We start from the raw sequence: 18,846 nt of genomic DNA, 5'->3' as shown, positions 1-18,846 counted from the left end.
TGTTCCTGCTCTCTTCCTATTTCTTAGCTATGATTGAAATCCAATCTTCCATTTGATTCATCTCAATGATTTCAAATCCAGCTTCTAGTAAGGCTTGTTTCACATCTTGTTTTTTTGTTTGAATAATTCCAGAAGTTATAAAAATTCCTCCTGGCTTTAAAACTTCATAAGCCTTTTTTTCAAAACGCATAATAATTTCCGCTAAAATATTAGAGACAATAATATCCGGTTGATGTGAAACATTATCCAATAAATTATTTTGCTTCGCTTCAATAGCATGTTCTACCTTATTAATTTTAGCATTAATGATAGCAACTTTTACCGCGACATCATCTAGATCATAAGCGTATACGTGTTTTGCTCCAAGTAATATCGCTGCAATACTTAGTACACCGGAACCGGTACCGACATCTAACACTAGATTGTCTTTCTTCACATGTCTTTCTAATGCTTGAATACTTAATACTGTTGTAGGATGTGTACCAGTTCCAAATGCCATACCTGGATCTAATTCTATAATAATTTCATCAGTAGAAACGGCTTTATAATCTTCCCAAGTAGGGGTTATCGTTATCTTTTCAGAAATTTTGACAGGCTTGTAATACTTCTTCCAAGCAGTTGCCCAATCTTCTTCATTTACTTGACTCATGGTTATATGATTTGAACCTAAATCAATATTGTATATCAATAGATTATTGATTGCCTCTTTAATTTCAGCAACAGTTTCACCTAAGAAGCTATTAAAAGGAAGGTAAGCTTTTAACATAACACCTTCCTTTGGAAAGTCATCTGGATTAAGTTCATACATTTCGCCTAAATCCGTATTTCTCTCCTTCATCAGGTCCTCAGAATCCTCAATAACTACGCCACTAGCACCTGCTTCATGAAAAATATTTGAAATCGGTTCGATTGCTTCATTTGTTGTATGGATACACAATTCAGACCACTTCAAAAAATCAACTCTTTTCTTGTGATTTTTTAACAAACACGCAACATTCTTAAAGCATAATACGTATTATTCGCCCTTAAATGCTCTTTTTACACGTTGGAAAAATGAATCATCGTGTTCATCTGCCGGTTGATCTCCACTTGCTTCATTTAATTCACGCAATAATTCTTTTTGTTGCTCCGTTAAGTTTGTAGGTGTAATTACGCGCATCTGAACATGTTGATCTCCATGACCATACCCTCGGACATTTGGTGCTCCTTTACCTTTAAGACGGAATGTTTTTCCAGTTTGTGTTCCAGCTGGAACCTTTAGTTTAACTTTTCCATGTACAGTAGGGATTTCAATTTCATCACCTAGTGCTGCTTGAGCAAAAGTTATTGGCATCTCACAAAAGATATGATCTCCATCTCTTTTATAGAATTCATGATTTCTAACTTGTACAACAACGTATAGATCACCTGCAGGTCCACCATTTACTCCTGGCTCACCTTGACCAGAAATACGTATTTGTTGCCCCTCATCAATACCACCTGGAATGCTGATGTGAATTTTTTTACGATTTTTTACTTTTCCATCTCCACTACATGTTTTACATTTTTCAGGAATTATTTTTCCGGTTCCATTACATTGATTACAAACACGTTTATTAACTACACGACCAAATGGTGTGTTTTGTTCAACATTCAATTGACCTGAACCATTACAGTGTGAACAAGTTTTCACCTTAGTTCCTGGCTTCGCACCTGATCCGTCACACGTGTCACAATCTTCCTCTCTTGGAATTTCAACATCTGTTTCTTTACCGAAAATTGCTTCTTCAAATTCCAAAATCATTGTGTATTGCAAGTCAGAACCTTGTCTTGGTGCGTTCGGATCACGTCTGCGTCCGCCACCACCAAAAAACATATCAAAGATATCACCAAATCCACCGAAGTCTTCGGCACCGCCACCAAATCCTTGACTTTGAGGTCCTGTATGACCAAATTGATCATATTGTCCGCGTTTTTGTTCATTACTTAACACTTCATAAGCTTCTTTAGCTTCTTTAAACTTATCCGCAGCACCCTCTTCTTTATTTACATCTGGATGATAGCTACGTGCTAATTTTCTATAGGCTTTCTTAATCTCTTCTTTTGAAGCACCTTTTGAGATACCTAATACGTCATAATAATCTCTTTTACTCACTGACTGATCACTCTCCCGACTCTTCTTTGCATAGATTTTATCATAACATTGATGCTCTTATGAGAGCAAATAGTATTCCCTTATAAATCACAGCTTTTATTACCTGTTTTCGTACCAATATAGCTGTATTTTCCTAACATGGGATATATAGAGGAAAAGTCAAAGTCAAGTAAAACCTGACTTTGACTTTTCCATTTACTAGCTTATCTGTTTCTTATTTATTTTTATCTTCCTCATCTTTATCTTTGTCTTCATCATTAACTTCTTCATAATCAGCATCTACAACATCGTCCTCAGTAGATCCTTCACCTTGAGCTGCTTCTGCATCTGCTTGAGCTTGCTCATATAATTTAACAGAAAGTGCTTGAACTTGTTCTTCCAATGCATCTTTCTTCGTTTTAATTTCTTCTAGATCATCTGCTTCTAATGCAGTTTTTAATTCATCTTTAGCTGTTTCAGCCTTTTCTTTTTCTTCATCAGATACTTTATCACCAAGATCTTTGATTGTTTTATCTGTTTGGAATACTAGCTGATCAGCTTCGTTACGAAGTTCAACTTCTTCACGACGTTTTTTATCATCTTCTGCATTATCTTCTGCATCTCTAACCATTTGTTCAACTTCCTCATCAGATAGACCAGATGAAGATTTAATTGTAATGGAATGTTCTTTATTTGTACCTAAATCTTTGGCACGCACGTTTACAATACCATTCGCATCGATATCAAATGAAACTTCAATTTGTGGTACACCACGTTGTGCTGGTGGAATATCTGTTAATTGAAAACGACCAAGTGTTTTATTATCGCCAGCCATTTCACGTTCACCTTGAAGGACGTGAATATCTACTGCAGTTTGGTTATCAGCAGCTGTTGAGAATACTTGCGAATGACTTGTAGGAATCGTTGTATTACGCTCAATTAATTTAGTCGTAACGCTACCCATTGTTTCAATACCTAAAGATAGTGGTGTAACATCAAGAAGAACAACATCTTTGACATCACCTTGTAAGACACCTGCTTGAATTGCTGCACCTAATGCAACTACTTCATCTGGATTTACACCTTTAGATGGATCTTGACCAGTTTCTTTTTTAATTGCCTCTTGTACTGCTGGAATACGTGTTGAACCACCAACTAAGATAACTTTGTTGATTTCACTTGCTTTCATTCCAGCATCTTTAAGTGCTTTACGCGTTGGTCCCATTGTACGCTCTACAAGACCAGATGATAAATCATCGAATTTTGCTCGCGTTAAATTCATTTCTAAGTGTAATGGGCCAGCTTCACCCGCAGTAATAAATGGTAAAGAAATTTGCGTTTGAGAAACACCAGATAAGTCTTTTTTAGCTTTTTCAGCAGCATCTTTCAAACGTTGTAAAGCCATTTTATCTTTAGAAAGGTCAATACCATTTTCTTTTTTGAACTCTGCAACTAAGTGATCAATAACTACTTCGTCAAAATCATCTCCACCAAGACGGTTATCTCCAGCTGTTGCAACAACTTCAAATGTACCTTCTCCAATATCTAGAATAGATACGTCAAATGTACCTCCACCTAGATCGTATACAAGAACTGTCTGATCTTGATCAGACTTATCGATACCATAAGATAATGCTGCTGCAGTTGGCTCATTAATAATACGTTCTACTTCAAGACCTGCTATTTTACCAGCATCTTTTGTTGCTTGACGTTCAGCATCATTAAAATATGCTGGAACAGTAATAACCGCTTTTTCAACTGTTTCTCCAAGATAATCTTCTGCATATGACTTAATATACTGTAAGATTATTGCTGAAATTTCTTGAGGTGTGTGTTCTTTTCCATCAACTTCAACTTTATAATCCGTACCCATGTGACGTTTAACTGACTGAATCGTGTTTGGATTCGTAATTGCTTGTCGTTTTGCTACTTCACCTACTTGACGTTCACCATTTTTAAATGCTACAACTGATGGAGTTGTACGGTTACCCTCAGGATTCGGGATAACTTTTGCTTCTCCACCTTCCATTACTGCAACACATGAATTTGTTGTACCTAAATCAATTCCAATAATTTTTCCCATGGTTATTTCCTCCTCTAATACTTATGTAATTATTGATTCACTTTTACCATTGCCGGACGAATAATCCGATCTTTTAATTTGTATCCCTTTTGTAACTCTTCCACAACAACGTTTGATTCATATTGATCATCTTCCACTTGAACAACACCTTGATGCAAGTGTGGATCAAATGTTTCGCCAACTGTTGCAATAACTTCAACGCCCTCTTTTTCCAAAGCATCATTTAATTGACGATAGACCATCTTTATTCCATCAACGAACTGCTTAGCAGCTTCGTTATTCACTTCCGCTTGTATTGCTCTTTCGAAATTGTCTACAATCGGTAATAAGTCTGTAATCAATGATTGCGATCTATATTTACGATCCGCTTCTTTTTCCTTTTGGGTACGTCTACGGAAGTTATCATATTCTGCTTGTACTCTTAATAACCTTTGATAAACCTCATCTTTTTCCCTTTGTAAGACCTCTAGTTCATTTGTTGCTTCTTCAGCATCAGGTTGGTTTACTTCATCAATTATTTCTTGATCAGCATTTTCAATTACGTCATCTTCTTGTTTTTCTGTTTGTTTATTCTCTTCCATTATGGTCACCTCCTCTAATATTTCATTTGAAAATGAAACCTTGTTGACTATATCATGAATAAACATGGAAATAAAGTTTAAGGTTTCAATTTTAATCAACCAAGAATCAACAAGTAAAGGCACTTTTCTCCATTACTTGATCCTAATTAGTATCATCTTTATTAAGATAAAAATACACTTCCACTTAGAACCAAGAATGAAATGTGCTCGACATTCGGCTAGATAAACTATTTAATAGTGAAATAACACGAGAATACTCCATCCTAGTTGGTCCCAACAAAGCAATTGTTCCTATTTGTTCTCCAGCTAATGTATAGGTTGCAGTAATCAAACTACAGTCCTGCATTTCATCCATCTTGTTCTCCTGTCCAATAGAAACATGAATTCCGTTTTTATTGGAACGTAAAACATTAGCGATGATATCCTCCTGTTCCATGACCGAATATAAAGAGTGGATTTTATCTACATCCCTAAATTCTGGTTGTAACAAAATGTTTGTGATACCACCCACGTAAAGTTTAACAGGTTGTTCATCAAATAATGCCGCCCTCAAATATTGAAAAGCTGAATCGAAATCATCCATATACTTATCAAGAACGTTTAGCAACTCTAATTGTAACTTCTCGTAAAGATGAATAATTGGAACGTTTTTTAATCTGTCATTTAATATATTGACCAATTTTTCTAATTCACTAGGCTTAATTTCCGTTGGTATCGTAAAAGACCGATGCTCAACGTGACCCGTGTTTGTGACTAGAATAGCAACCGCCACATTAGATGACAAATGGATAATTTGTAGTTGCTTTAAGGTTGTTTCATATACCTTGGGTCCTAAAATAATGGATGTATAATTGGTTAACTCCGAAAGCACTTTTGCTGATTTTTGTACAACCTGTTCAAATTCAACCATTTCCTCTGCAAAAGCATGAGAAATAACACTTCTGTCACTTTTCGATAAATGAAATGGCGATAATAAATGATCGACATAAAAACGATATCCTTTTTCTGACGGCACTCTACCAGAAGAAGAATGGGTCTTTTCAATAAAACCCAATTCTTCTAAATCCGCCATGTCATTTCGGATAGTTGCTGGACTATATGTTATCTCTTCCATTTTTGAAATAGCTCGAGATCCAATAGGTTGTGCTGTGTGGATGAATTCATCAATAATAACTTGTAAAATTAATAATTGTCTTTTTGATAACATCGATGATCACCTCTGTTAGCACTCTTAGCACTTGAGTGCTAAATCTATTATTAAATTATCAAATGCTGGGGGAAATGTCAATATGAATGCTTATAAATTTTAAATATTACTTCCTACTTGGCAGGAAGCATTCGCTTGAATTTCTCCTGTTCTAGTAAGAATTCTTGAAACACTTCATTACCAAATAATTGGCCCATTTGTGTTAATCTCACTTGATCTCCCACTTCTTCTATCCACTCTTTCGCTTTTAATTGCGCTAACTCATCACGATATAAATCATTTATCCCTAGATTATATTTTTCAGTAAAGCTAATTTTTGAGACACCGGATCGTTTGCGTAATCCTAAAAACATCTCTTCTTCGATCTGCTCTTTCAATCCAATTGGTTCTCTGTGAAGCACTGGAAATTCGTTTTCATTCGCTTTTTTAAAGTATGCAGGAAAAGGACGTAAGTTAACAATACGCTCCCCTGGTAAATACCCATGAGCACCTGCTCCAAAACCAAAATAGTAATCATTATTCCAATAGGTTAAATTATGTTTACTTTCATAGCCAGGAATTGCAAAATTACTAATTTCATATTGATTTTTACCATGCTTCTCCATCTGTGAAATCAAATGTTCATACATATCCGCTTCTGTTTCTTCCGGTTGTCTTTTTAATTTCCCTTTTTTATAACGTTGATAAAAAACGGTCTTCGGTTCAATTTGAAGCGAATAAGAAGAGTAATGTGGCAAATCAAATGCTAAAGCTTCTTGCACTGTTTTTTCAAATCCTGCCATTGTTTGTGTTGGTAGACTGTAAATTAAATCTATACTTATATTTGTAATACCATGTTTTTTAAGTGCATCTATATTTTGATAAACATCTTTAACGCGATGAAGTCTACCTAATTGTTCTAGTAGTTCATCATCAAAGACTTGTGCTCCCATGGATATTCGATTTACCCCATATGCTTTTAACAACTTTATTTTTTCTTCGTCTAAATCACCCGGATTTGCTTCAAACGTATATTCTTCTACACTTTCCACTTCAAAGTATTTACTAATAGATGTAAGTAATACTTTCAATTGATTTGTGTTAAGAGCAGTTGGAGTTCCCCCACCAACAAATATTGTCTTCATCTTTTGCCTAGGTTCCTTTATATAAGCCGCCATTTCTTTATCTAAAGCTATTAAATAATCATCCGCCATTTTTTTGTCATAAAAGAATTTTGTGAAGTCACAATAGTGACAGATCTTTTCACAAAATGGAATGTGGATATATACCGATGATACCATTAACTTTCTCCCCTTCTTATTCGATGTGATAATAGTAACTAGAAACCCTTGTCACATTAATGACAAGGGTTTGTTTTAATTATCTTCATCCATACGTAAAACAGCCATAAATGCTTCTTGTGGCACTTCTACAGAGCCAACCATTTTCATGCGCTTTTTACCTTCTTTTTGTTTCTCTAATAATTTTCTTTTACGCGATATATCTCCACCGTAACACTTTGATAGGACATTTTTACGCATTGCTTTAATCGTAGATCTCGAAACAATTTTGTTTCCTATCGCTGCCTGTATTGGCACTTCAAATTGCTGCCTTGGTATTAGTTTTTTTAATTTCTCTACTATTTGCTTTCCTCGATTAAATGAGAAATCTCTATGAACAATAAACGAAAGTGCATCAATTGTTTCACCATTTAACCAGATATCCATCTTCACAAGATTAGATACTTTATACCCAATCATCTCATAATCAAAAGAGGCATAACCTTTTGTTTGAGATTTTAAAGAATCGAAAAAGTCATAAACGATTTCGGATAAAGGAATTTCATATACCACATTAACACGGTTATCATCTAGATATTCCATATCAAGAAAGTCTCCACGTTTTTTCTGGCATAATTCCATTACTGTACCAACGTAATCATTGGGTACCATTACTGTCGCCTTTACAAATGGTTCACGTATTTCCTTAACAGATTGTGGATCTGGCATAATTGATGGGTTATCAATTGAAGCTTCTGTATCATCATTTAAAAGCACCTGATAAATAACACTTGGTGCAGTTGTAATTAGATCAATGTTAAACTCTCGTTCGATACGCTCTTGAACAATCTCCATGTGTAATAATCCTAAAAAACCAGCTCGGAATCCAAACCCTAATGCTTGCGAGGTTTCCGGATCATATTGTAACGATGCATCATTTAATTCTAATCGCTCCAACGCTTCTCTAAGATCATTATAATTGTTAGATTCTACTGGATACAATCCACAAAACACCATAGGATTTAAGCGACGATAACCAGGTAACGCGACTTCAGCTGGATTATTAGCAAGTGTAATCGTATCACCAACCTGTGAGTCTCCTACCTCTTTCATCGATGCCGTTAAGTATCCAACATCACCAACTGAAAGTTCATTTTGAGAAACTGGTTTAGGTGTAAACACACCTACATCATTGACTTCAAATTCTTTTCCATTTGCCATCATTTTAATGGTGTCGCCTACTTTAACTGAACCCTCTTTAATACATACATACGCGATAACACCACGATAAGAATCATATAATGAGTCAAAGATTAATGCTTTTAATGGCTCATCGGCATTTCCACTTGGTGCTGGAATCTTCTCTACTATTCGTTCCAAGATTTCATCGATACCAATCCCTGACTTAGCGCTCGCAAGTATTGCTTCATTACCATCAATGCCAAGCACATCAGTAATCTCTTGTTTAACTCGTTCCGGGTCAGCACTAGGTAAGTCAATTTTATTAATTACTGGAATAATTTCTAAATCATTATCCATTGCTAAATAGACATTAGCTAATGTTTGTGCTTCAATACCCTGTGCAGCATCAACAACCAGAATTGCACCTTCACATGCTGCTAAACTGCGTGACACCTCATATGTAAAATCGACATGTCCTGGTGTATCAATCAGATGAAATAAATATTCATCACCATTTTCTTGTTCATAATGTAATTGTACTGCATTTAATTTTATTGTAATTCCACGTTCACGCTCTAAATCCATTGCATCTAAAAATTGTTCTTTCATTTCACGTTGAGATAATGCTTTTGTTTTTTCTAGTATTCGATCAGCTAATGTTGATTTCCCATGATCGATATGTGCAATGATAGAAAAATTTCTTACACGTTTTTGATCTCTTGCTTTCGACAATGTACACTCACTCCTATTTTCAGGCAACAATACTAGGGTTGATTATAGCAGTGATAGATAAATCATTCAATTGTTTTCATCAAAATTCTACATGCAAGTGATTCAAATGAAAACTTGAGATATACTATATGCAACATCAATTACTTGATTGTAAAACCAGACGCTAGCCTTTTCTATCGACTGTGCGGCTTGATACGTCATATTAGTTGGTTGTTCTTCCTGGTCTTCGGTTGTAACATCCACGACTTCCGTATTGTTTTGTGGTAATGGCATTTCTGTGTCAGCCATGGTAGTAATCACTGCTGCATCTTTAGCTGTTTGTGTTTGATTTACCATTTCATCATGCGGCTGTTGTGCTCCCAAAATCATTCCTGATAAGAAAAAAACAAGCAACAATAAGAATCCTATCAATTTGCGCATCAGTTTACATCCCCTTTACGTAAAAAATAATATTAATTAGTTTTTTTACTAACTTCATCAGCATTTGTATCCCAATAATAGGTACTAAAGACATCGGCTAATGCATCGGCTGAACGGTACAACTCTTCCATCGTATTATCAACGCCTCCAACTTCAATTAAAATTGCATTATCCGCTAAATTTTGATTATAAATACCGTTTCTCCCAGTTCCACCTTGTTCTGTGACTCCTCTACTTAAGCCAGGATATGTAGCCTCCAGTTGCTCATGTAGTTTTGTCGCTAGCGCTACATTATCTTCATTGCCACTGTAATCTGAACCAATTACAAAAAAGAGATTCGCATATGTTTCTCCATCTATTGTTGTTGACGTATCATCTTTTCTTCGACTATCACGATGCAAATCAAATACATATTCAATTTGCTTGTTACCTGCTAATGCTTCTTCTACAATCGGTTTAGACGCTTCATAAGATTGCCAATATTCCCAATCATTTTTATTTAGTACCGACATAAAATCCGTGTGATCAACTTGTGCACCAATTCCTTTTGCCTCTAAACTTTCCGCTAAACGATCACTTACTTTTGTAATATTTACTTCATCATGAAAAGCATTGTTAGGATCGTCCACACCATCCAAATGAGGTAAAAATGATTCCCGATTATGCGTGTTATAAACAAAAACAACTTTTTCACCTTCTATTGTTTGTTCATTCTGCTCTTCTTCTGTTTGTTCATTTTTAGGAATTTCTTCATCCATTGTTGCATCTCTTTCTTCTAGAACCACATCTAGCGGTGAAGATGATTCAATTGGTAAATCAGTATAATCCGTTCCTTCACCCGCAATAATAATTTTTCGATCAAAGGCATAAAAGCCTGGCAACTCTCTTCCTAATAGACTTCTTACATCATTTGGTTTTATATTTGTTGTTAATTCAAATAAAAAATCATTCCACTTAATTGGTTCTACATCAGAAGGATAGGCATCTATAAATTGTTGATTTTCCATCCCCAATAAATACAGAAATGATGAACCATTAATTTGGCTTGTCCATGATGTTAAAAGCGTGGATGATATCCGATATGCTGGTTTTGCGGTTGTAAATAAACCGATCGAAACAAACAAGACGATAAGAATTACAATCCAAATTGAACCATTTCTAATATACTGAACAAAAGCATTACGTACGTTATTCCATTTTATTTTTATATGAGTCATAGTTCCCTCTCCTAATTCTCTATCAGGTTTACTAGATACTTATGATAGATACTAAGAGAGTAGAACCAATTTCATTTCTATTAACGTGTATAGGAACCAGAATTGCTTATCGTTACAGTTTGATGCAATGCTGCATTAATGCCCGATGCTAATAAATGTGCCATATCTTTCATATAGCCATCTACTTCCTTTGGCGTAACCATTAAATTATGTCCAAGTGGTGTCAAAACTTCTTGAATTAAGGTGCGTTTTTCTTCTTCATTTAGTCCGCCTATCATTCCAAACATCGCTTTTCTTTTTTCTAGTTTTGGCATGTCTTTTTCAGATAATGTCCGGTTTCCAAAATTCATATTTGCAGGTGTAAGACTTTTGGATGGTCTGTCTTTTTCAGCCCATTCTCTGCCAAAATGTTTTAACATATAATCAATCGTATCACTCGTAATTGTTACAGCATCAACTACTGTTGGAACACCTATAGCTATAACCGGAATTCCTAATGTCTCTTTACTTAGCTCTTTTCTCTTGTTCCCTACCCCAGAACCTGGATGAATTCCAGAGTCTGAAATTTGAATTGTTGCGTTAACGCGTTCGATGGAACGTGATGCCAATGCGTCAATCGCAATAACGAAATCTGGTTTTATTTTATCAATGATACCCACAATAATGTCACTTGTTTCAATACCGGTAACTCCCATTACACCTGGAGTTAATGAAGAGACAGAACGATACCCCTCTGCTACAGTTTCAGGATGAAGCTCAAATAAATGACTTGTGATAAGCGACTTCTCTACCGTCATTGGTCCAAGTGCATCCGGGGTTACATTACCATTTCCTAATCCTACAATTAAACAGGTCGCATCCTCTTTAAGGTTCGTTTGTTCTAATAGTTTTAATAACTCCGTCGCTAGAACCTGCGCTGCTTCTTCTTGCAGATGACTATCTTGCCGTTTCACACCTTCTGTATGAATGGTAATATAGTTACCTGCCTTTTTATGAATTTTTTCAGCACCTGCTTTATCTATTTGCACATAAGTAACAAGTGTATCTTTTTCTTTGTGTTCCTTAATTATCACACCTTCAATTTTCTTTTCTTTGTCATTTTCCTCTTCTACATACATATCCTTTGCTTCTACCGCTAAGTCAGTTCTTATAGAAGGTTTCCAATCCTGAGATTGCGTCATTTTCTTCACCATCCTTTTCTATATAGACTTGCCAGAGCCATTAAAAAAAATACGTAATCACATCATCCTAGATATTTATATTGAAAAATCTCTCGCGCTTTGGTACAATGTCTCTTGTTCCATAGTAATTTATAGTGGATCTCAAAACCTGGAGGTGAAATCATGGCTAATATTAAATCAGCAATTAAACGTGTACGTTTGAATAATGATAAACGCGCGCATAATGCACCAATTAAAACTGAAATGCGCTCTAACATTAAACGAGTAGAAAACTTCGTTGCAGAAAAGAATGTAGAAAGTGCAAAAACAGCTTTACAAAGTGCAGTTAAAAAAATTGACAAAGCAGTTCAAAAAGGCATTGTCCATAAAAATAATGGTAATCGTCAAAAATCACGTCTTACTAAAAAAGTAAATGAGCTTAGTGCTTAATTACTTTTTATGACCAACAAAAAAAGCGACCCTTTTAAAACAAGGATCGCTTTTTTAATTCGTTTTTATAGTTTGTTTAGTCTTTTGTTGAATTAATTGGTAAAGTAACAATTCAAACGCTAATGATTTATCAATCTTACCTTGCTTAATCTGGGCATCTGTTGTTGCACATGCGTCAATTATAAATTCCAGCATCTTTTGTGAGAATTTTTTTTCTCTTTCCATCGACATCTTTACGACATAAGGATGTATTTTTAAGTATTGGGCCATTTGTTTTTGACCATAGCCTTTTTGCACTAAAACTTTAACATGATAAAGTGTTCGAAACTGTGAAGCTAATAAAGCAACTAGCGCAATAACTTCCTCATTCATTCTTTCTAAATCTTTAAAAATTTGAATCGCTTTGTTTAAATCTTTAGCTATTACTGCATCAACTAATTTTAATCCTGATGTATTTGCTTGATGTGCTACTAAATCTTCTGCAATAGTTTCAGTTACTGTCCCATTCATACCAACATACATTGCTAATTTCTCTAATTCTTTTTGTAACATTAATAAGTTGGTCCCTGTTTCTCGAACAATTAATTCATAAACCGGCTTTTCTAATTTAATATGGAGCGTTTTAGCCATATGATCAATCCATCGATCCACATTCCAAGCTTTTATTTCTTCACAATCTACCATTGTAGCTTGTTTCTTTAACAATTTTATTAATTTTTTTCGCTCATCTAATTTTTCATAAGGTGCAATTAAAACAAGCGTAGAATAATCTACAGGTTGCTCAATATACTGTTGTAAACTTTCTAAATTATGATCTACATTTGATTTATCTTGCTTAGCCGTTAAAAACAATGGATTATAAGCAAAAATTATTTTTCTTCCTCCAAAAAATGGATATGTTTCTGCGTCCATTACTACCTCTTGGATTGTCGTTTCTTCTAAGTCATAACGAATTATATTAGATTCTTTATCTTCAGGTGCTAAACCGACAGAAATTAACTGCTTATTAATTGCTTCAATCAAGAATGATTCCGTCCCATATAAAACATATAAAGATTGCAATTTCTCTTTTTTTATCGTTTCTATTGCTTTAAAATAATCCACTTTTTCACACTCCGATAACTCTAAATTGTTATATATACTCAACATTCGCAGAGTGAAACAGGCATTTAAGTCATGGTACAACTAGGAAGTCTCCCACTCCAAAAATGAAATTAAATTTGAGATCCGTTCCTAAGCATCATTGCGATACATTTACGAACATGATAGATAATGTGACATAACGCTCTCGCTCTGTAAATATACTTCGCTTTCCGTGGGCACGGCTTCAGCTAACTTAGTAAAGCATAAATCGCTTTACTAAGTGGATCTTCAGCCCGTGCTGTTCCCACTGGAGTCTACGCATATTTCCATCGCTAGCATAGAGACTGCATTCTTTCGCACGTTAAAAATCACGTTTAGAAAAGAAAGACAGGCATATCACATGTTTCTATCTTACATTACAATTCGATCCTCAAACTAGCGAAGGAAGCAAGTGGATGACACTCCTGTGCCCAAGGAAAGGGAAGCCATTTGCTTCCATAGCGAATGTGTTAAGGCAGCATATATAGCTATTTCGTAATAAAACAAAATCTCTTAGCGAGCAGACCTATTTAAAAGACTGTCAATTAATATAACAGCTATGTGTTAAACCTAGAACAGTCAATGATCGCACTTATTTTCTGGGTGAGAAGGTTGAGTATATATCTATATCCTAAAGCGAATAGCTAAGGAAAACAAGCGATAAATTCAGAAAAAAGGAGGAAGCGATGAACATCACTCCCTCCGCAATCTATATGAACGTTTTAAAAACAGTCCTAGGCAGCTGCTTTAAAACGATGTTTTCAAGTATAGATTGACCCAATGATTAAAAACTAGGCATGTAAACTGTTGCTAACAAAGGAAATTGTCTTAAATCAAAATGGCAGCAATTAGATTATTAAGATTTACGCATAACAAAAACGCACAAGCACTGCTTTATAGCAAAATAAATCAACAAGCATCCGTTTCTATTTGTTAGAACCTAAGATATATTATGGTAAGAATGATGAAAATGTTCCTCTATCTCCATTATTTTTATACGTATATTCTATCGCTCCTTGTTTATCCGTTCGGTATATTATTACCTTCTCTTTTGTTAAGCGTTCTAAAACATCTTGATGTGGATGGTTATATCGGTTATTTTCTCCAACCGATAGTAATGCAATTTGAGGACGGACAGTTCGTAAAAAGTTGGTAGAGGTTGAGGATAGACTTCCGTGATGTGCAACTTTAAGAACATCTACTTTAACATTCGGATAATTTTTAGTGAGTATGTTTTCTACATCCTCACCAATATCACCAGTGAATAGCCACATTAAAGATCCAATTTCAGATGCAATAACTAATGAATTATCATTTTTTGATTGCTGATTTACTTGAGGATGCATCACATAAAATTGCTGGCGATCAATCATAAAGTGCTCACCACTGTTAATATAACTCCAATTAATTTCTTCCTTTTTTAACACACTAGCTAATTCCTCAGGAGGGGTAAAATAAGTACTTGTCAAAACTTGTTGGACTCGGAATTCATCTAATAAGTAAGGTAAACTTCCTATATGATCATGATCAGCATGAGATAGTACAACTAAATCAATGCTTCCAATACCTCTGCTGTACAAGTATGGTTTGATGACTTGCTGATACGTGCGATCAGATGGCGATTTAAAATCATTTTCCATCGTTCCAGCAGCATCTATGAGTATTACTCCTTTTCGATAAGGTAATTCAATAATAATTGCATCACCTTGACCGACATCAAGCATCGTAACTGTTCCGTTTGCATTCATATATGGGCGACAAGATATCCAAATAATCAAGCAAATTAAAGCGATCCCGTTTAAAGTGGCGATTCTTTTCTTTTTATTATCTAGTGCAATAAACAAGAAAAGTAATCCAAAATAGTAGGGAATAAAATAATATACTGGAAATTCACCGACAATCCATGGATAATAACTTTTTTGATCAATCCAGTCTATTATTGATAAAGCAAATTGATGAACATGCATAAATAGCAAGTCGATAAGCGTAGTCAAAAACGGAAAGAAATAGAGCGAAAGAAGGATAAGGAATAAAATAGGCATAACTACAACTGAGAAGTATGGGACGACTACACTATTCAGTAGCAATGATAATGGGTTAAAAAAGTAAAAATGAGCTATCTGAATTGGCAAAACACTAACTAAACTAATAAAACTAATTCGAAATAACAGGTCTACTTTTCCGTTACTTCTAGTTATCAAATGTTTAGACAATAGCAATGATAGCGTTACAAGAAAAGAAAATTGAAAACCTAATTGATAAATAATTTGTTTATCTAGTACCACACAAATAAAGAAAACAAAACTTAAACTATCAATTAATCCTACTTTAAACTTATTTTTTAACATAATGAATCCCAATATCGTCATCCATACTGCTCGCCATACTGATGGTGCTCCTCCACTAATGAAAGGATAGACCATCAATAAAGCTAGCAATAGATAAAATGCTTTCTCTTTTGTAATCATACCAGTCTTAATCAGGATAAAATAAACAAAGCCACTAATTAAACCTACATGTAAGCCCGATATAGCTAACAGGTGGGACAAACCCCATCGTTGGAATACGTTTATAGTCTTTTCTTCAATCAACGCGTCTTGCCCTAATAATAACGCTTGGAGCCATCCGCTTGTAAAATCGCTTGTGTTTTCTTCAATTTGAACTATGATGTTTTTTCTAATTGTGAAAAGTCTGTCTTTAAATGAGGAACCTGTACAATTTAGATTGCTTTGCTCTATCGTTATCAAATAGTTAATTTTTTGTTTATATAGATACTCTTGATAATTAAATTGTCCTGGGTTTTTACTGGCTGGAGGTATTTCTGGTGATCCTTGTAATTGACAAGTGGCACCAGTTTTCCAAGTTGTAGGGTGAACTGATGTCTTTTCATTATTAAAGTATGTGACAAGAAGATCTTGATCTGTTAGATCATCACGAAAGACAAATGAGGTTTTTAATGCTTTTGTTTCTATCTCTGAGACAATAGTTCCTGTGAAATCAAGTATTGCATTACTTGAGATATTAGTTTGATTCACAGGATAATAGTAAAAAGAGAAAATGAAACATGTGCTACACATGATCAAAACATGTACAATTCTTAACCTTTTGTTCCTGTACAATAGATATAACCATAGAAAGAATATACCATATAGGAACAGCAATCGAAGTGTGATCGCAATTATTCCAATGATTGCACTGACTGCAATCAGATGCCATTTTCCACGCACAAGTTGATCCCCTCTTTTCTATTTATATTTACTTACTCTCCAGGTACCAGATCAATTGAGACCTGTTCCAATACAACCTTTTCAACATGAACTCCCGCATCACGAAAGAGATCAATTGCATAGGGATGATTTTTATAATCTGTTGCATAGTAAACAGACTTAATTCCACCTTGAATAATGGACTTACAACATTGTAAGCAAGGAAAATGCGTTACATACATTTCAGCACCATCTGTGGCTACCCCGAATTTTGCACACTGTAATAATCCGTTTATTTCTGCATGAATCGTACGTACGCAATGTCCGTCAATGACATAACAGCCTTCGTCTATACAATGGGTACTTCCTGAAACGCTACCGTTATATCCAGCTGCAATAATTCGTTTATCTCGAACAATAGTTGCTCCTACCATCAACCTCTCACACGTGCTACGCAAAGCAATTAAGTGACTTTGTGCCATAAAATACTGATCCCATGAAATTCTTTCCATTAATTTATACCTCACTCACTTATTTTTCTAAAGTTTATCCAACAAATGAACATTCGTCAATAACTTATGGAATTCGAATAAATTCCTCAAGTTTTTCAATTGTTTTAGCTCCGATTCCAGATATAGCTTGTAAATCCTCAATCGATTTAAAAGCACCATTTTCTTCTCGATACTGCAAGATTGCATCTGCCTTAACTCCACCAATGCCCGGGAGGGTTTCAATTTCTTCTTTAGTAGCTGTATTAAGAGGAATTTTAGATGAAGTAGTTTCATTTGTAGTTGTTAGTATAGAATCTATCTCTTCCCCAATTTTCGGAACAATTATAACCATCTCATCCACTACTTTTTGGGCTAAGTTCACTTGCTCTATGTCAGCTTGGTCAGTAAACCCACCTGCCATTTCAATTACTTCTTTCACACGTTTATCTCCAGTAATTTCATACATATCAGGTTTCTTCACTTCTCCTTTTACATCTACAAATTGCTTTGTGGATTCCTCAGTATGCTGGGGGAGTATATCTATTTCCGCTTCTGGCTCAATTTCGGAGTCCGTCTTAGCCGTACTTATGATCGTGTTAGTCTTTTGAACAGAATCGATTATTTCCCATAAACCAAAGCCTATTACACCAATAATGATAGAGGCAATTAGCCAATTGTTTTTTAACCAATAAACCATTTTCCAACTCCTTTTTGAGTGAGATATAAACAGGGATCGAACACAGAGGGAATTCTGATTAAAAATAAATCACACTCCTATTTTCGACAAAAGATTTGTTTATCCTGCAATTTTATTAAAAAACAAAAAAAACGTTTATTCATTCTATTAAAATGAATAAGCGTTTTAATTTCTCTACTTTTGGCATACAAAAAAGATTCGTTGTTGATCTTCAATCTTTTCTTTTGAAATTGGATCGAAACCAAAATCAGCATATAAACCTCTTATTTCAAATCCGCTTTCTTTTAATAACTTTTCATATGTAGGAATCGGAAAAGTCCGTTGGTGATGTATTTCATCAAAACGGTCATATTGTGTTTGATCTTGAACAAAAAAGGTTAGATTATGAAAAACTTCACCAATTTGTTCACCTGGCTCACAGAACCAAACATAGCCCATATCTTCATACATTTCAGAAAAAACTTGATCTTTTAATTCAGACTCTACATATCCCAATGCGTGGACATCGAATAAAAACAAACCATTTGGTTCCAATAGTTCTTCAACATTGGAGAACACTTGCCCTAGTTCTTCCTCTGTTGTGATGTAGTTAATAACATCACAATAGCTAACAGCGGCATCAAATTGACTTAAACCGTCCAATGAACGCAAATCTTGTTCAATCCATTGGATATCTAAATTATTTGCACTTGCTCTTTGCTCGGCATGACTTAGCATATCAGCGGCTAAATCGACACCTACTAAATCATAACCAGATTGTGAAAGAAGACAAGTAATTTGCCCGGTTCCACAACCTAAGTCAATTATTCTTTTTGTTTTCGTTCCATACTTTTTTAATGCATACGTCGTAAATGCATGCCACGCATCATAAGGGGCATCTTCCATTAACAGGTCATATACATATGACATTTTATTATAAGACATTA

The 18,846-nt window shown here is 34.9% G+C and carries 15 protein-coding genes and 1 pseudogene; 1 reads left to right on the top strand and 15 read right to left on the bottom strand.

Annotation, left to right across the window (positions count from 1 at the left end; all coding sequences use genetic code 11):
* Window positions 1-16: 16 nt before the first annotated feature.
* The 10 genes from prmA to gpr form a co-directional block, all read right to left on the bottom strand.
* Window positions 17-952, bottom strand: a complete 936-nt coding sequence (prmA, locus tag D2K60_RS06270; RefSeq protein WP_117169179.1) for a 50S ribosomal protein L11 methyltransferase — start codon at window positions 950-952, stop codon at window positions 17-19.
* Window positions 953-1,015: 63 nt separating this feature from the next.
* Complete coding sequence (dnaJ, locus tag D2K60_RS06265; protein WP_117169178.1) at window positions 1,016-2,134, bottom strand: molecular chaperone DnaJ; 1,119 nt, start codon at window positions 2,132-2,134, stop codon at window positions 1,016-1,018.
* 214 nt (window positions 2,135-2,348) lie between these two features.
* A complete protein-coding gene (gene dnaK, locus D2K60_RS06260; RefSeq protein WP_117169177.1) occupies window positions 2,349-4,196 on the bottom strand; it encodes a molecular chaperone DnaK in 1,848 nt (615 codons plus the stop codon).
* A gap of 29 nt (window positions 4,197-4,225) precedes the next feature.
* Complete coding sequence (grpE, locus tag D2K60_RS06255) at window positions 4,226-4,777, bottom strand: nucleotide exchange factor GrpE (RefSeq protein ID WP_117169176.1); 552 nt, start codon at window positions 4,775-4,777, stop codon at window positions 4,226-4,228.
* A gap of 184 nt (window positions 4,778-4,961) precedes the next feature.
* The gene (hrcA, locus tag D2K60_RS06250; RefSeq protein WP_117169175.1) at window positions 4,962-5,984 is read right to left on the bottom strand and encodes a heat-inducible transcriptional repressor HrcA; all 1,023 of its coding nucleotides are present in this window, start codon (window positions 5,982-5,984) and stop codon (window positions 4,962-4,964) included.
* Window positions 5,985-6,097: 113 nt separating this feature from the next.
* Window positions 6,098-7,264: a radical SAM family heme chaperone HemW gene (gene hemW / locus D2K60_RS06245; RefSeq protein WP_117169174.1), complete on the bottom strand. Its 1,167-nt coding sequence runs from the start codon at window positions 7,262-7,264 to the stop codon at window positions 6,098-6,100.
* A 75-nt stretch (window positions 7,265-7,339) separates the two neighbouring features.
* Window positions 7,340-9,157: a translation elongation factor 4 gene (lepA, locus tag D2K60_RS06240; RefSeq protein WP_117169173.1), complete on the bottom strand. Its 1,818-nt coding sequence runs from the start codon at window positions 9,155-9,157 to the stop codon at window positions 7,340-7,342.
* Between the two features lie 102 nt (window positions 9,158-9,259).
* A complete protein-coding gene (locus tag D2K60_RS06235; RefSeq protein ID WP_117169172.1) occupies window positions 9,260-9,577 on the bottom strand; it encodes a hypothetical protein in 318 nt (105 codons plus the stop codon).
* A gap of 32 nt (window positions 9,578-9,609) precedes the next feature.
* Complete coding sequence (gene spoIIP / locus D2K60_RS06230) at window positions 9,610-10,794, bottom strand: stage II sporulation protein P (protein WP_117169171.1); 1,185 nt, start codon at window positions 10,792-10,794, stop codon at window positions 9,610-9,612.
* Between the two features lie 80 nt (window positions 10,795-10,874).
* Window positions 10,875-11,975, bottom strand: coding sequence for a GPR endopeptidase (gene gpr / locus D2K60_RS06225; RefSeq protein WP_117169170.1), 1,101 nt, complete (start codon window positions 11,973-11,975; stop codon window positions 10,875-10,877).
* Between the two features lie 162 nt (window positions 11,976-12,137).
* Here gpr and rpsT point away from each other — a divergent pair, with 162 nt between their 5' ends.
* Window positions 12,138-12,404, top strand: coding sequence for a 30S ribosomal protein S20 (gene rpsT, locus D2K60_RS06220; protein WP_117169169.1), 267 nt, complete (start codon window positions 12,138-12,140; stop codon window positions 12,402-12,404).
* A gap of 54 nt (window positions 12,405-12,458) precedes the next feature.
* Here the strand turns inward: rpsT and holA are convergent, their stop codons facing one another.
* From holA to D2K60_RS06195, 5 genes and pseudogenes are all read right to left on the bottom strand, one after another.
* Entirely contained in the window at window positions 12,459-13,508 is a 1,050-nt protein-coding gene (gene holA, locus D2K60_RS06215) for a DNA polymerase III subunit delta (RefSeq protein ID WP_240335268.1), read from the bottom strand.
* A gap of 968 nt (window positions 13,509-14,476) precedes the next feature.
* Window positions 14,477-16,753: a DNA internalization-related competence protein ComEC/Rec2 gene (locus D2K60_RS06210; RefSeq protein ID WP_117169168.1), complete on the bottom strand. Its 2,277-nt coding sequence runs from the start codon at window positions 16,751-16,753 to the stop codon at window positions 14,477-14,479.
* A 47-nt stretch (window positions 16,754-16,800) separates the two neighbouring features.
* Window positions 16,801-17,244, bottom strand: a pseudogene (locus D2K60_RS06205) (ComE operon protein 2); the annotation flags it as partial.
* A 64-nt stretch (window positions 17,245-17,308) separates the two neighbouring features.
* Window positions 17,309-17,920 (bottom strand): helix-hairpin-helix domain-containing protein, encoded by a 612-nt coding sequence (locus D2K60_RS06200; RefSeq protein WP_117169166.1) that lies wholly within the window; start codon window positions 17,918-17,920, stop codon window positions 17,309-17,311.
* A 174-nt stretch (window positions 17,921-18,094) separates the two neighbouring features.
* On the bottom strand, window positions 18,095-18,844 hold the full coding sequence (locus D2K60_RS06195; RefSeq protein ID WP_117169165.1) for a class I SAM-dependent DNA methyltransferase: 750 nt from the start codon (window positions 18,842-18,844) through the stop codon (window positions 18,095-18,097).
* Window positions 18,845-18,846: the final 2 nt, after the last annotated feature.

This window comes from Paraliobacillus sediminis (assembly GCF_003426055.1).
Note: the sequence above shows the minus strand (reverse complement) of the source record. Positions and strands in the feature narration are given on the sequence as shown.